The organism is Orenia metallireducens (genome assembly GCF_003001995.1).
GTDB classification, from domain to species: domain Bacteria; phylum Bacillota; class Halanaerobiia; order Halobacteroidales; family Halobacteroidaceae; genus Orenia; species Orenia metallireducens_B.
In genome coordinates this window covers 1-13,950 of sequence record NZ_PVNB01000045.1, presented here as the reverse complement: position 1 = coordinate 13,950, position 13,950 = coordinate 1, and the positions used below count along the sequence as shown (strand labels likewise).

At 29.5% G+C, this 13,950-nt stretch carries 19 protein-coding genes and 1 pseudogene; 18 read left to right on the top strand and 2 right to left on the bottom strand.

Annotated features, from left to right (window positions below; all coding sequences use genetic code 11):
• The first annotated feature begins 112 nt into the window (after positions 1–112).
• The 18 genes from BX659_RS19170 (at position 113) to BX659_RS17755 (ending at position 12,576) form a co-directional block, all read left to right on the top strand.
• Positions 113–298, top strand: coding sequence for a hypothetical protein (locus BX659_RS19170; RefSeq protein WP_097019585.1), 186 nt, complete (start codon positions 113–115; stop codon positions 296–298).
• A 195-nt stretch (positions 299–493) separates the two neighbouring features.
• The gene (locus BX659_RS17830) at positions 494–952 is read left to right on the top strand and encodes a hypothetical protein (RefSeq protein WP_097019584.1); all 459 of its coding nucleotides are present in this window, start codon (positions 494–496) and stop codon (positions 950–952) included.
• A gap of 204 nt (positions 953–1,156) precedes the next feature.
• A complete protein-coding gene (locus tag BX659_RS17825; RefSeq protein WP_097019583.1) occupies positions 1,157–1,360 on the top strand; it encodes a hypothetical protein in 204 nt (67 codons plus the stop codon).
• On the top strand, positions 1,353–1,541 hold the full coding sequence (locus tag BX659_RS17820) for a hypothetical protein (protein ID WP_097019582.1): 189 nt from the start codon (positions 1,353–1,355) through the stop codon (positions 1,539–1,541). Before BX659_RS17825 ends, BX659_RS17820 begins: the two co-directional genes overlap by 8 nt.
• 14 nt (positions 1,542–1,555) lie before the next feature.
• A complete protein-coding gene (locus BX659_RS17815; protein ID WP_097019581.1) occupies positions 1,556–1,762 on the top strand; it encodes a hypothetical protein in 207 nt (68 codons plus the stop codon).
• A 34-nt stretch (positions 1,763–1,796) separates the two neighbouring features.
• Positions 1,797–1,997 (top strand): hypothetical protein, encoded by a 201-nt coding sequence (locus tag BX659_RS17810; RefSeq protein WP_097019580.1) that lies wholly within the window; start codon positions 1,797–1,799, stop codon positions 1,995–1,997.
• A gap of 71 nt (positions 1,998–2,068) precedes the next feature.
• The gene (locus tag BX659_RS17805) at positions 2,069–3,595 is read left to right on the top strand and encodes a radical SAM/SPASM domain-containing protein (RefSeq protein WP_097019579.1); all 1,527 of its coding nucleotides are present in this window, start codon (positions 2,069–2,071) and stop codon (positions 3,593–3,595) included.
• Between the two features lie 56 nt (positions 3,596–3,651).
• On the top strand, positions 3,652–3,864 hold the full coding sequence (locus BX659_RS17800; RefSeq protein ID WP_097019578.1) for a hypothetical protein: 213 nt from the start codon (positions 3,652–3,654) through the stop codon (positions 3,862–3,864).
• 76 nt (positions 3,865–3,940) lie between these two features.
• Positions 3,941–4,150 (top strand): hypothetical protein, encoded by a 210-nt coding sequence (locus BX659_RS17795; RefSeq protein WP_097019577.1) that lies wholly within the window; start codon positions 3,941–3,943, stop codon positions 4,148–4,150.
• A gap of 83 nt (positions 4,151–4,233) precedes the next feature.
• Positions 4,234–4,440, top strand: coding sequence for a hypothetical protein (locus tag BX659_RS17790; protein ID WP_097019576.1), 207 nt, complete (start codon positions 4,234–4,236; stop codon positions 4,438–4,440).
• A 33-nt stretch (positions 4,441–4,473) separates the two neighbouring features.
• A complete protein-coding gene (locus BX659_RS17785) occupies positions 4,474–4,668 on the top strand; it encodes a hypothetical protein (RefSeq protein ID WP_097019575.1) in 195 nt (64 codons plus the stop codon).
• 389 nt (positions 4,669–5,057) lie between these two features.
• Positions 5,058–5,246 (top strand): hypothetical protein, encoded by a 189-nt coding sequence (locus tag BX659_RS17780; protein WP_097019574.1) that lies wholly within the window; start codon positions 5,058–5,060, stop codon positions 5,244–5,246.
• 23 nt (positions 5,247–5,269) lie between these two features.
• Positions 5,270–5,470, top strand: a complete 201-nt coding sequence (locus tag BX659_RS17775) for a hypothetical protein (protein ID WP_097019573.1) — start codon at positions 5,270–5,272, stop codon at positions 5,468–5,470.
• 399 nt (positions 5,471–5,869) lie between these two features.
• On the top strand, positions 5,870–7,426 hold the full coding sequence (locus BX659_RS17770) for a radical SAM/SPASM domain-containing protein (protein ID WP_097019572.1): 1,557 nt from the start codon (positions 5,870–5,872) through the stop codon (positions 7,424–7,426).
• 241 nt (positions 7,427–7,667) lie between these two features.
• Positions 7,668–9,527, top strand: coding sequence for an ankyrin repeat domain-containing protein (locus BX659_RS17765; RefSeq protein WP_097019571.1), 1,860 nt, complete (start codon positions 7,668–7,670; stop codon positions 9,525–9,527).
• A gap of 527 nt (positions 9,528–10,054) precedes the next feature.
• Positions 10,055–11,956 (top strand): DUF3857 domain-containing protein, encoded by a 1,902-nt coding sequence (locus tag BX659_RS17760; RefSeq protein ID WP_097019570.1) that lies wholly within the window; start codon positions 10,055–10,057, stop codon positions 11,954–11,956.
• Positions 11,957–12,012: 56 nt separating this feature from the next.
• Positions 12,013–12,144, top strand: a complete 132-nt coding sequence (locus BX659_RS19550) for a hypothetical protein (RefSeq protein WP_258176160.1) — start codon at positions 12,013–12,015, stop codon at positions 12,142–12,144.
• 216 nt (positions 12,145–12,360) lie between these two features.
• Positions 12,361–12,576 (top strand): hypothetical protein, encoded by a 216-nt coding sequence (locus BX659_RS17755; protein ID WP_097019569.1) that lies wholly within the window; start codon positions 12,361–12,363, stop codon positions 12,574–12,576.
• Positions 12,577–13,538: 962 nt separating this feature from the next.
• On the opposite strand, the pseudogene BX659_RS17750 reads toward BX659_RS17755, so the two are convergent.
• Positions 13,539–13,742, bottom strand: a pseudogene (locus BX659_RS17750) (IS3 family transposase); the annotation flags it as partial.
• Between the two features lie 19 nt (positions 13,743–13,761).
• Positions 13,762–13,950, bottom strand: a 189-nt coding sequence (locus BX659_RS17745; protein WP_143786669.1) for an IS3 family transposase, incomplete at its 5' end; no start/stop codon positions are given.

The following is a 13,950-nucleotide window of genomic DNA, read 5'->3' as shown; positions in this document are numbered from 1 at the left end:
ATCATATGTTCTTTTAGATTCAGTCATTTTTATTCCCCCTTGAATGATTATATTATATACCTTAACTTACTGTCTCACAAACAGGGGGAAAGTCAGTTTTATTAGCAGATATATGACTTTAAAAGAAGATGAGGAAAGTAGAAAATCAATTATAATTAAGACAATTATAGATGTGATAACAATGCTTATATTTGGATTTTTATTTTTTTATTTACCCAGAGAATATAATAAATATTTAATTTTAGTATTAGTTTTTATAAGTATTATAAAAACATATAAGGATGGAAATGATAAATAGATTTGAGTGATAAGATGATAAAAACTTTAAAAGGATTATTTGGATTTGTTTTTTTTTTTTTTTTTTTTTGATAAAAATATTTGGATATTATTTTTAATATGTTCTAGTTTTTGTTTGAAGTTTAGCATTAAAGATTTTAATTTATCTGATTTTATATTTAGGTAAATACTTATACTTTTATTTTCTTATATAATAATGGTGGATTTTAATCGGCGATATTTAAGAAAGATAGATAAGGGAAAGAAGATTTCTCCAGCTATTAGTTTAATTAAATATGTACCTTTAGGTTTAATTGTTTTAGATTTCATTCTTCTTGTAACAGGATTAAATAGAGGAATAGATAAATTTTTTAGGGACTTTTTGTCATTAGTAATAGCTTTAACCATTTATTTTCAATTAGATCAGATAGGAAGTATTTTTATAGGTGAAAATTATATTTATTTTGATTATGAGGTTATTAGTATCAATTCATTAAATGGATATCAATTTAAGGGTAATAAAGAAGTTGTTTTTTGCAAAGATGATGGAGGTATGACAAGTTTTAATATAGCTGATTTAAGTGTGAAAAGAGAAATAGAAGATGAGTTAAATAAAAGTAAGCTTTCTGAAATAGAGAGTCAGCTCTTCTATTTTTTAAAAAGCATGGTCACTTAAAACTATACTATAGTATAGTTTTAAGTGGAAATTCGAAAAAAGTTTGTACTATAGTATAGTTGAAATTTGAAATTAGTAAAAAAACTGTACTTTCGTACAGTGTACATTTAAGGTAAAAACAGGTAAAATTATGATAAGGTATCTTTTAAAACCATTTATACAAATTTTAGGTACCTATATAAATAAAGAAGGAGGTAAACTCTAATGTCTGAAGTAAAGAATCAAAAGAAAAATTTAAGAGAAATTCAATTATCAACAGCAGAACTAGAGGAAATAACAGGTGGTTTTAGTACTAGTTTCTCAGAAACTGATATGGCTGAGGCGTATATGCTTATGGCTTATGCAATTATGTTACCAGAAGACATGAAATTAGCAATAGCAAAATTAAGGAGTAAGACAGATGGATAATATTAAAGGAAAGAAGTTATCGGTAGAAGAGCTAGAAGAGATAACAGGTGGTTTTGATATGCCGTCAAAAGGTGACATGAATTATATTCATATGGCTATGGATTATGGAGTTTTGCCATATTGTCCAGCACCTGAGTATGGGGTGTTAATACCAGAAGTTAACCAAACAGGTAAAGATTAGGAGGAATGAGCAAGATGGCTAATATTAAAGAAAAGAAGTTATCAATAGAGGAGTTAGAAGAGATAACAGGTGGTTTTAAAATGTCGCCAGAAGAAAATGGGAAACAGTTAGATCATTATTATATTCCGGGAATGAAGTATGGTGTTGTATTCGTACCTCACAATGATGAAGTTTCCTACCCTTTTCTGGGAACGAAATATGGTGCACGCACCAAAAGATAATTAAAAACTTAAATTCTTAGGAGGGTTAAGAAAGATGGATAATACTAAAGGAAAGAAGCTGTCAATAGAAGAGTTAGAAGAGATAACAGGAGGTTTTTCCCTTGGAAATATAGATTGGGGAAATCCACCTGTAGTTATGTATTATGGAATTAAATATCCAGAACCGATAGAGGTATTAAAACCAGGAACATTAGTCTCATTATATGCAGTACAACCACCAAAAGATTTGTATTAATTAATGAATAGAGGTAACTTACACAAGTTACCTCTATATCTAAAAATTAATTTTAGAAGGGGGAAATTAAATTGAAGTATAATCCTATAGCAAGTGTTTGGGAAATAACAATGGGGTGTAATATGAGATGTAAACATTGTGGTTCTAGTTGCGAAGAAGCCTTAGAGGGAGAGTTGACAACGGAAGAAGCTTTGGATTTGTGTGACCAATTAGGAGAATTAGGTTTAAAATGGATTACACTATCAGGGGGGGAACCAACCACAAGAAAAGATTGGCATTTAATTGCTAAAAGATTAAGAGAAAATAATGTTATTCCTAATATTATTACAAATGGCTGGCTTTTAAATGAAGAGATACTAGATAAAGTAGTTGAAGCAGGTATTGGAACTATAGCCATCAGTATAGATGGATTGGAAGAAACACATGATTTTATAAGAAAAGAAGGTTCTTTTCAAAGAAGTATGTCTGCTTTTGATTTAATGAAGGAGAAAGGAGTCTATTCAGCTGCAATAACAACTATAAATAAAGATAATATAGACCAGTTAAATGATTTAAAAGAGTTATTTATAGAAAAGGGAATCAAGAGATGGCAGGTTCAAGTAGGCCTACCAATGGGAAATTTTAAAGAAAATAAAGATATGGTAATAGACCCTGAGCAGGTAGATGAGATAATTGATTTTGCTTATGATGTAAGCAAAGAAGGTAGAATCATTATAGATTTGGCTGATTGTTTAGGATATTATAACTTCAAAGAAATTGAAGTTAGAAAAAAATCTGCTGCTACCGAAGGTTCTACTGGTATATGGCAAGGATGTACAGCAGGAAAGTATAGTTTTGGGATATTACATAATGGGGATATATTAGGATGTACTTCAATTAGAGATAAGGAATTTATAGAAGGAAATATAAGAGATCAATCCTTAAGAGAAATTTGGGAGGATGAAAATAATTTTAAATGGAACAGAGAAATGAAGAAAGAAAAACTAGATGGTCTGTGTAAAATATGCCATTTTGGAGAGAGATGTTTAGGAGGATGTCCAAATACTCGTTTGGTAATGGAAGGGGATGTACACGGAGAGAATAAATATTGTTCTTATAATATTGCTATACAAAAGGGAAGAGAGAAAATAGACAAGGTAAGTGATTTTGAGGAATTAGCAGTAAAGGGTAGAATATTAGCTGAAAAAGAGAATTTTCAGTTAGCAGAAATATTGGTATCTAAAGCTTTAGATATTAAAGGTAATGATTTAGAACTTATGAAGCTTTATGGATATATAAGCTTTATGTTAGGAAATTATACTGATTCAAAAGAAGTAAATGAAAAGGTATTAGCTCAGCAATCAGAAGATGTATATGCCAATAAAGGAATGGGGTTATCTCTTGCTAAATTAGGAAAATTAGAAGAAGGAATAAGATTTTTAAGAAAATCAATAGAACTAACAGATGAAAGCTATATGGACCCTTATTATGATTTAGCAGTAACTTTAGTGGAACATAATAGGAAAAATGATGCTATTTCTGTACTTGAGGAAGGAAGACAAGCATCTGAGAAGTTTATAGAACAAAGTGAGCAATTATATAATCAATTAATCAGCTAGAAGTTATTCAATAATAATTAGAGTTCTAAATCTTATTATGAAAGGAGGTGAAACAGGTGGCTAAAAATAAACAAACCGAATTATCATTAGAGGAATTAGAGGAAATTACAGGTGGTTTTGATAAAGTTTCAAAAGATATTATTTCAGATGTTTTAGGAGATTATTCACCATCAACTGAATATATTGGCCACTTCTGTTATGGAATCACGAAGCCAAAGTCAGATTGGTTATCATTCAAGCCTAGTGTATTAGTAAAAGAGGATGGTTAAAAAGAAGGTTTTGGAGAAATAAGTGGGATTATTAATATTAAAAATTCAAGCTCTATTATGAAAGGAGGTGAAACAGATGGCTAAAAATAAACAAACCGAATTATCACTAGAGGAATTAGAGGAAATTACAGGTGGTTTTAATAAAGTTTCAAAAGATATTAGTTCCAATAAGAGTATACCCCTTAGTCGCTATGGAGTTATGATGCCAGATATGCCTCTTAGCCGTTATGGAGTCATGCTACCAGATTCAGATTGGACAGAACGAATTAAAGATTTATTAGGATAATTGGGAATATCTAGTAAAGATAATAGGGTTAATTAACCATTATAATTTTAATATTATTTTTATTGTAAAAGGAGGTGAGATAGATGCCTAAAGATAAAAAGCTAAGTAAAAAAATTGAATTATCATTAGAAGAATTAGAAGGAATTACAGGTGGGTATAGTGTTGGAAATTCTACAAGTACTAGATTTAATCCACCAATGCTTTCTGGTAATATTATTATGTTGCCCAAAAATCCTGAAGTAATACTTACTAGAACATCTGGGGCGATTGCTATGTCAAGAGATTTTTAGAATTATTCTTTTATTGTGAAAGGGGTGAAATCGATGGTTAAAGAGAAAAAGGCAAGTAAAAAGCTGAGTAAAAAAGTTGAATTATCATTAGAGGAGTTAGAAAAGATTACAGGGGGTTATACTGGAAGTTCTACGGATTCTATATTTGGAACCGTTAAGCATCCAACACTTTCCGGTGTGATTGCTATGCCACCAACTGAACCTGATGAAGGACCATTCAAATTCTAGTAGTATGATTTTATTATGAAAGGGCATTATAATGCCCTTTCATAACTTATTATTCCATAGAAGAATCTAAAGTTTTTGAACTTAGAAGTGTGTTGACTCTATAACTGGATATTTTGTTTGAATAAGTGTTATATATGCTATATAGAAACCAATAAAGATTTCATATTAGAAATTTTAAGAGAAAAAGAGCAAACAAGAATGATTTTTTGCCACGAATCACACGAATTTGCACGAATAAGTTCAGAAAAATTATTTATTAAATTAATTTTTTGCTTTTTTTATTCGTGTTTGATTAGTGTTAATTCGTGGCTAAAGAAATTTAAATTCTTTTTCGTATTGTATATAAAGTTGCTTTATGTAATTAATATAATCAAGAGAGGGGCATTTTAATGAAAAAATTGACAAGAAAAGAACTAATGATAATAGATGGAGGTTTCCTAGCGATTTCTTATGAATCTGTTAAAGGTCAGACAGAATTGAGTAGAGAAGAGTGGAATGAACAGCAACGACAAGCTGGTATATGGTATTGGAATCAGTATAATAAGGCTATAGAAATTCTGCAACAGATGAATAAATAATATTATGAAGGAAGATTAAATTGATGGTTAAAAATAAACGAAAAGAATTATCACTAAAGGAATTAGAAGAAATCACAGGTGGTTATGGTAAACAAGAAGATTTAGCTAAACTTCCTATATCTGGTGATTTCCCACACGCTCTTTCTGGTAGAATTATGATGCCTGTATCAATAATACAAAAAGAGCTTAGTGAAAAGAAGAACTTATCTTCTAAGGTAAAATGATTTTAATGATACTTTTATTATTAAGGAAATTATGCTTTTTTAGAAGGGGGGGAATAACTTAATAATAAAAAATTTTATTAGCCACGAATTACACACGAATCAAGGTCAAAAGAAAGAATATTTAGATATTAATGTCTTAATTTTTGATTAGTGAAAATTAGTGAATATTCAGCCCAAGACTACTTCTTCAGTCATAACTTCCTTCAGGACGCGTGGCCAAAAATATTTTGAATTAATTTTTAGTAATTTTAATTGTTAGAAAACTGGTTGATAGCCCACTTTGTTCTAAAGATGATTAAGATAAAAATTTGAGAAAATAATTTCCCTGATAGTTTTTATATTTAAATTGAACTAGTACAAACATAAAAATAGGATGTTTAATAAGGAAGGAGAATTGATATGGATTATAAAAGAGTATTAGCGGTGTGGGAGATAACAGGTATTTGTGATATGGGATGTAAGCATTGTGGCTCTAGTTATAAAAAAGCCTTAGCTGACGAGTTAAGTACAGAAGAAGCACTTAAATTATGTGATGAATTGGCTAAAATGGGTCTTGAAAGGATTGTTATTTCTGGCGGGGAAGCCATACAGAGAAGAGATTGGAAGTTAATTGTTAATAGGTTAAAGGACAAAGGATTGACTGTGGGTCTACTGACAAATGCTTGGTCTTTAGATAATGAGATGAGGGTAGATGAAATAATAGGTGCTGGAGTTAGTAGATTTGGAATAAGTTTAGATGGTTTGGAAGAGACCCATGATTTTATGAGAAAAGAAGGTTCTTTTCAAAAAATAATGAGGGCTTTAGATTTATTAAGAGAAAGGGATAAAAGTGTAGTAATAGCTACAACAATAACTAAAAAGAATTTAAATGAACTGGAGCAGATGAAAGTCCTATTAAAAGAGAACGATGTCAAAGAATGGCAATTGCAATTAGGGTTACCTATGGGTAATTTCAAATCTTTAGATAGTTTAGTAATAGATCCTGCACAAATGAAAGAGGTAATTGACTTTGCTAATAGAGTAAGTAAAGAAGAGGATAATATGATTGTTTATCTTGGTGATTGTTTTGGTTATTATAGCTTCCAAAGGCTTGAAGTAGATAAGATAAATTATAAGAAACTTTATAATAAAGATTTGGAAGAAAATAATTTCTTATGGAGGGGCTGTGCAGCTGGTAGAGAAACTTTTGCTATATTACCCAATGGAGATATAATGGGATGTGTTACTTTTAGAGAGAAAAATAAAGAGTTTATAGAAGGAAATATAAGAAAAAGACCTTTAAAGGATATTTTAGAAGATCCAGATAGCTTTAAGTGGATAAATAAGATAAATAAAAAAGATTTAAAAGGATTATGTGCAAAATGTCAATATGGAGATGAATGTTTAGGAGGATGTCCAAATCCTAGAGTTTTGATTGAAGGAGATGTTTACTCCGAAAATAAATATTGTACTTACAATGTTGATATGAAAGAAATAGAAGGTAAGATAGATAAAGTAGATGATTTTGAAGACCTATATATGAAGGGAAGGATATTATTTGAAAAAGGGAATTTCCAAGTAGCAGAGATTTTACTTGCTAAGGCTTTAAGAATTGATAGAAATAACATGGAAGCTTTAAATTTGTATTCTCAGACTCACTTTATGTTAAAAAACTACAGTCAAGCTATAGAAGTAAGTAAGCTGATTTTAGAAAAAGATGCTAATAATATTGAAGCTCATAGAGAAATTGGTTTATCACTTTGCAAGCTAAAAAATGAAGAAGAAGGAATAGAATTTTTGAAAAAGTCTATAGAATTAACAGATACTGATTATATGGCTCCTTATCATGATTTAGCAGAGACTCTAGTAGAGTATAATAAGATAAAAGAGGCAATTAATGTATTGGTAGAAGGGAGAAATAAATCAGAAGAGTTTAAAAAAGAGAGTCAAGAACTATATGAGCAATTAGTTGGATAGAGAATAAATATTTCCGGTCTTTCTCGATTTTTGTCAAAATGTATTATTACCCCCTTCCTTCAAGTTTTACAGACTTTTCGTGATTAATCCGCCACAGGTTTTAACCTGTGGTGGCTCTATAGATTCTGCCTCAACTACGGGTTAAAACCCGTAGCTAGATAATAATTTAAATTTATTATTATTTGTAATCACAAAGTTTGTTGTTGAACCATTAAAAACTATAAAAGAAAGGAACTTTAACATGAGAAAAATATATAAGCAATTAGCAATTATATTATTATTTTTATTCTTAACAGGTTGTCAATCAGCTAAGGAGGAAATGATTAAAACTGTTCACCCCGACTGGAGTGAAAGTGAAGTTAGAATGGCTGTCTCAATGTATGAGAATCACCCTGACTGGTCTGAAGAGAAGATAGAGTTGCTGGTTAAGCATCCTAATGCTTTTAATGATTTTGTAAATTTTTGTAAAGAGGCAAGTTTTGAAGAGATAAAAATAGCAGTGAATAATGGAGCAGATGTTAATGTCAGAACAAATGATGGTATAACTGCATTAATGATAGCATCTAATGAGGGAAATCTGGAATTAGCCAAATTTTTAATAAGAAAAGGAGCTAAAGTTAATGCTACAACAAATAAAGGTGATACAGCATTGATGTTAGCCGTTCAAGAAGGAAGTTTAGAAATAGCACAATTATTAGTAGAATCAGGAGCAGAGGTTAATACTCCAATGAATAATGGGTGGACAGCGTTAATGTCAGCAGTTTATAATGGAAAATTAGAGGTGGCAAAATTTTTGATAAAAAAAGAAGCAGATCTTAATGCTACAATGAATAATAGATGGACAGCATTAATGTTAGCAGTTAATAAAGGAAATTTGGAATTAGCAGAATTTTTAATAAGAAAAGGAGCTAAAGTTAATGTTACAGTGAAAGAGGGATGGACAGCATTAATGGAAGCAACTAAAGAAGAAGACTTAGAAGCAGCTAAATTTCTAGTAAAGAAAGGAGCTGATGTTAATGCTAGAAAAGAGAATGGTGCTACTATTCTAATGGTAGCAGCACAGAAGGGGAGTTTAGAAGTAGCTGAATTTTTACTCAAAGAAGGTGTTAATGTTAATGCTGTAAATCAGAGTGGTGATACTGCTTTAATGTTAGCAGCTCAAAAGGGAAACTTAGAAGTAGCCAAATTATTAGTAAAAACCGGAGCAAGAGTTAATGTGAAAAATGACAGTGGTGAGACAGCATTAGTGTTAGCATCTAGACAGGGTAATATAGAAATGATAAAGTATTTAATAAAAGAGGAAGCAGATATTGATGCTACAATGAATGATGGATGGACAGCATTAATGGAAGCAGCTAAAGGAGGAAACTTAGAAGTTGTCCAATTATTAATAGAAGCAGGAACTAATGTTAATGCACAAAAAGGCAGTGGTGACACAGCATTAATGTTAGCAGCTGATAAAGGAAATATAGAAGTAGCGAAATTTTTGGTAAAAGAAGGGGCAGATGTTAATGCTACAATGAACAATGGATGGACAGCATTAATGTCAGCAGTTTATAATGGTAATTTAGAAGTAGCAGAATTTTTATTAAAATCAGGAGCAGATGCTAATGTTACAATGAATAGTGGATTTACAGCATTAATGTCAGCAATTGATAAAGAGAACTTAAAAGGAGTCAAATTATTAGTAGAAGCAGGAGCAAATATAAATGCTAGAACAGCTGATGGTAAAACTGCTATAATGGGGGCAGCATATATTGGAAATTTGGGAATAGCCAAATTATTAGTAGAAGCAGGAGCAGATATTAATGCTACAGAGAATATTGGTGGAACAGCCTTAATGTTAGCAACTCAAGAAGGAAATATAGAAGTAGTAAAGTTTTTAGTGGCAGAAGGAGCAGATGTAAATGCCAAAAGAGATGATGGTGGAACTGCTATAATGGCGGCAGCATATAATGGCAATCCAGAGTTAGTGAAATTTTTAATAGAAGCAGGGGCAGATGTGAATGCCGCTAAGGATGATGGCACTACTGCTTTAGATTTGGCAGAGAAGATGAAAAATTATGAGGCGATTAAGATATTAAAGCAATATATTGAGTGATTGAGGTAGAGTATACTTACAATATATGATGTAATACTTTTATTTTGGTGGTTAGGTAGTTAGAAGGTAGGTAGTTAGGTTGATTTAGTCCTCTAATATCTTCCCACCTAATATCCAAAATTTATTAATATACTTATAAAAACATAAAGTTCGTTGTTGAGGCAATATTTAAATTTAACTAAAATGATAGGTTAATTTATCTAAAAAGTAAAGAAATAATATCTAGTTTTGATTAAGATAATGGTCACTTAAAACTATACTATCGTATAAATAGCTAGTCAATAACTCAAAAAGTTTATACTATGGTATAGTTAGAAGTGGAAATTAGGTGAAAAACTATACTATAGTACAGTATACAAATTAATATTTATATGGTAATATATAGTTATTGGTTCTTCTCAAAGGCTAGAAATAATTCGGGAAGGTGGCGATTAATAAAACAATTAAGTGAGTAAAAATCTGAGAGTGATTAGAGTTCCTACTATAGAACTATGATTTTATAATAAATTAATTAAAGAGGTGAAAATATGAGAATAAAAAGATTAACAATTACATATTGTTTGCTAATAATAGCATTTGTGCTAACTACTAATCAAGTATCTGCTAGTAATACAGATATAACTAAGTTGCTAGCTACTGCACCTTCTCAACAGGATTATCCCCAAGCAGGAGCAGTAATTTTAAAAAATGAAACAATAGCTGATTATACAGGAGATCAAGGTAAGATTCATGAGAGAATTATAATAAAAGTTTTTAATAAAAGAGGAATAGATAAATTTGGGGAGTTTAAGATTTGGTTTGATAAATCAATAGAGGATATTGAAGTATTGGAAGCAAAAACAATTAAGAAAGATGGAACAGTAATTAAGCCTAAAGAGGATGCTATTAATGAAATAACAGATCCCGAAGCTGCTCAAGCAAGTATTTATTCTGATGCTAGAATAAAAGTTATATCCATGTCAGGGGTAGAGCCAGGTAGTATTATAGTTTTGGATTATATTGATACAATAAAGAAATCTGATATTAAAGGTGAATTTTGGTATCAAGAAATGTTTCAATCTATTGAACCAATAAAAGAGAAAAGATTTGTACTTAAAGTACCTATAGATAAAAAGATAAATTATAGAGGGCGATTTACAGATTTAAAACCAACAATTACAGAAAATAAGGGTGTTACGGAATATGTTTGGGCAGATAAAGATATAGCAGCTATTATTAAAGAATCATGGATGCCTCCTTTAATGGATGTTGCTCCTATTATTAAATTTTCTACTCTTGATTCATGGAGTCAAGTTAGTAAATGGTATCAAGGATTAATCGATAATCAATATGATGTAAATGATGAATTAAGAGATAAAATTAAAGAACTTATTAAGGGTGCTAATAGTGAAGAAGAGAAGATTAAAGCACTATATAATTATGTGACCTCGCAGATTAGATATGTAGGTTTGCAGTTTGGTGAAAGTGGTTACAAGCCATATCCTGCTGTAGAAACTTTTGAAAATAAGTATGGTGTTTGTAAAGAAAAGGCTACATTATTAATTGCTATGTTAAGAGAGATTGGAGTTGAAGCAGAACCTGTAGTGATAAATCGTAGTTATAATCCTGATTTAGAGATAGTAAGTCCTAGTCAGTTTAATCATATGATTGTTTATTTGCCTAAAAAGAATCAATATTTAGACCCAACCAACAATGGAACTATGTATGGTGTTTTGCCTGGTGATCAAAATAAGAATGTTTTTTTACTTGAAAGTGATAAATTAGCTAAAACACCTATTAGCAAGGCTGTAGAGAATAAAATTATTAGGGAACAGAATGTAAAGTTGAATGAAGATGGTAGTGCAGTGATTGATTATGTTAGAAAATCTAGTGGGGTTGATGATTTTGGATTTAAAAGTTTTTTTAATGAATATAATGAAGAGCAGAGAAAATTAATTTTAAAGCAAATGATTAGTCCTCTTTTTCATCAAATTAAATTAAATAATATTAAATTTGAAGGGATAGAAGATTTGGATAAAAATGCCAAAATAGAACTTGATTCTATGCAAGTAAGTAATTATGCTAAAAAAATGGGGAATTTATTTACTATACAACCATTAAGATCTACTATTGATTTAAGCGAAATAATGGAACCTGATAAAAGAATTTATCCAATTGATTTAGGAAATACAAGAAATGATAGTAGAAGTGTTGAAATTAAAATACCACAAGGATATAAAGTGAATTATTTACCTGAAAATATAAAAATGAAAAATAATGTAGGAGAATTGAGATTAGATTATACAAAGGAGAAGGATAAAGTTATTGTTAATTTTGACTTAAAGATTAATAAAATTAAAGTGGAGGTTAAAGATTATCAGCAATTAAGGGAGTTATTGAATAAGGCAGCATCCAGTATAGAGAATCAAATACTAATAGAAAAGATATAGTTTTTAGAGAAATTAATTTTATTTAATATTTAGATATTGAAAGGAGGTGAGCTATAATGAGAACATTAACTGAGCAGGAATTAATGGCTATTAATGGTAGTGGGAAAAATCACTCATTAACTGTATCAGGTTCTGTTGATAGTCATGGGCACAAGAAGGTTACAGTAAAATATTCTATTCATTTTTAATTATTCTAAGATAGAAAAAGTTTAAATTAATCTAGAGGAGTGCAATTTTTATTAAGGTTTATGGTCACTTAAAACTATACTATAGTATAGTTTTAAGTGGAAATAGTCCAAAAATTTGTACTATAGTACAATGTACAAATTAAAACATCTATGGTAATATATAGTTAAGATGCTTCTCGAGAGGTAAAAATAATATTTGAGGAAGGGTGAATGATTATGAAGGGATTAAATGAGAAAGAATTGATAGATATTGATGGTGGTGGCTTTTGGGCAGGATTTTCTGCAAGTGTTGCTATTGACGCTGTTTCTGAAATGATAACTGGTCGAAGTGTTGCTAGCAATGTAGCTAGAGGAATAAAGAATTATGTAATTCCTGCTGCAAATGAAAGTGCTAGAAGGCAACATGAAAGTGGAACATGGTATAGTAGATAAAGGGTTATTATATTATTAAGCAAATCGGAATGGATATCCATTCCGATTTGCTTAATAATTAATTTTACTTTAAATTAAAATTACAGAATTATAAATTTGATAATGGATTTATTTTAATTAACTATATAAGTTGAACTAATGTTTTTCTTAAAGAATTCAAAATCTTTTTTGCAACAAATTAACATGAATCGCACGAATTAAAGGCAAAAGAATAAATTAATAGTTTAGAATCAATTTTGTTTTAAATTCTCCTAAATTAACTAGATTAGTTGCTAAATAATTTGAATTTTTGATTAATGAAATTCTTTAATTCAATCTATATAGTTTGAATAGTTTAATTTTATATCTTTGAGATATCTAATCTTTAATGTAACAACAAATACTATAGAATCTATTGTTATTAAAATCTACTAATTAATATTCAGTCTAAATGTATAGTTATTCATAATAATGAAAGGAGAGATAGTATGAGATTACAAATGAGTGATACTGTAATTGGTATCGTTATATATTTTTTGTTTAGTACACTATTAGAGTTGATTACTGGAAAGAGCTTTATAAAATTAATAATATATTTTTTTAAAAATATATTCAGTTAAAATAATTTTATTTATAAGAGAATTATTTGTATAAAATTTATTCTTTAATAGCCACAAGGTTATGATTATTAATAGTAAAGGTTATATTATATAATTTCTTAAAACATTTAACTTGTGTACTGTACTTGAAGCAAATTTTTTAAAATTTTACTATTTCATATATCATTTATTTTAGGATAAATATATGTAATGATTATAATAATTATTTTTATTATCTACTCAACTTTCGCATGACAAAAATACTATCTTTTCCTTGAAAAAGTAAGGTAGAGATGCAATAAAATAGTCTAAAAAATCACTAATAGTCTGTTTATCTAATCAGAGTTTTTCTGCTAAAGCATTTTTTGAGGTTCCCCCATTAAATTAGACACATAGTTTAGTGGTTTTTCTCTCATTTTCGTAGTCTTCTGGACTTTTATAGTTTAAAGTTGAATGCATTCTAAATCTATTATAAAAAACTTCAATATATTCAAATATATCTTGTCTTGCTTGTCGTCTAGTTTGATAAACTTTATGATGAATTAATTCATTTTTTAGTGTTCCAAAAAAGCTTTCTGCTACAGCATTATGAGGTTCCCCCATTAAATTAGACACATAGTTTAGTGGTTTTTCTCTCATTTTCGTATTCTTCTGGACTTTTATAATCTAAAGTAGAATGCATTCTAAATTTGTTATAAAAAATTTCAATATACTCAAATATATCTTGTCTTGCTTGTCGTCTAGTTTGATAAATTTTATGATGGGTTAATTCAGTCTTCAATGTACCAAAAAAGCT

What these genes read in the sequence shown, in the direction of transcription:
- BX659_RS17760 (WP_097019570.1), top strand. Translation starts at nt 10,055, where the DNA reads ATGAGAATAAAAAGATTAACAATTACATATTGTTTGCTAATAATAGCA.
- BX659_RS17790 (WP_097019576.1), top strand. Translation starts at nt 4,234, where the DNA reads ATGCCTAAAGATAAAAAGCTAAGTAAAAAAATTGAATTATCATTAGAA.
- BX659_RS19170 (WP_097019585.1), top strand. Translation starts at nt 113, where the DNA reads ATGACTTTAAAAGAAGATGAGGAAAGTAGAAAATCAATTATAATTAAG.
- BX659_RS19550 (WP_258176160.1), top strand. Translation starts at nt 12,013, where the DNA reads ATGAGAACATTAACTGAGCAGGAATTAATGGCTATTAATGGTAGTGGG.
- BX659_RS17765 (WP_097019571.1), top strand. Translation starts at nt 7,668, where the DNA reads ATGAGAAAAATATATAAGCAATTAGCAATTATATTATTATTTTTATTC.
- BX659_RS17825 (WP_097019583.1), top strand. Translation starts at nt 1,157, where the DNA reads ATGTCTGAAGTAAAGAATCAAAAGAAAAATTTAAGAGAAATTCAATTA.
- BX659_RS17755 (WP_097019569.1), top strand. Translation starts at nt 12,361, where the DNA reads ATGAAGGGATTAAATGAGAAAGAATTGATAGATATTGATGGTGGTGGC.
- BX659_RS17780 (WP_097019574.1), top strand. Translation starts at nt 5,058, where the DNA reads ATGAAAAAATTGACAAGAAAAGAACTAATGATAATAGATGGAGGTTTC.
- BX659_RS17830 (WP_097019584.1), top strand. Translation starts at nt 494, where the DNA reads ATGGTGGATTTTAATCGGCGATATTTAAGAAAGATAGATAAGGGAAAG.
- BX659_RS17795 (WP_097019577.1), top strand. Translation starts at nt 3,941, where the DNA reads ATGGCTAAAAATAAACAAACCGAATTATCACTAGAGGAATTAGAGGAA.
- BX659_RS17820 (WP_097019582.1), top strand. Translation starts at nt 1,353, where the DNA reads ATGGATAATATTAAAGGAAAGAAGTTATCGGTAGAAGAGCTAGAAGAG.
- BX659_RS17770 (WP_097019572.1), top strand. Translation starts at nt 5,870, where the DNA reads ATGGATTATAAAAGAGTATTAGCGGTGTGGGAGATAACAGGTATTTGT.
- BX659_RS17810 (WP_097019580.1), top strand. Translation starts at nt 1,797, where the DNA reads ATGGATAATACTAAAGGAAAGAAGCTGTCAATAGAAGAGTTAGAAGAG.
- BX659_RS17775 (WP_097019573.1), top strand. Translation starts at nt 5,270, where the DNA reads ATGGTTAAAAATAAACGAAAAGAATTATCACTAAAGGAATTAGAAGAA.
- BX659_RS17815 (WP_097019581.1), top strand. Translation starts at nt 1,556, where the DNA reads ATGGCTAATATTAAAGAAAAGAAGTTATCAATAGAGGAGTTAGAAGAG.
- BX659_RS17785 (WP_097019575.1), top strand. Translation starts at nt 4,474, where the DNA reads ATGGTTAAAGAGAAAAAGGCAAGTAAAAAGCTGAGTAAAAAAGTTGAA.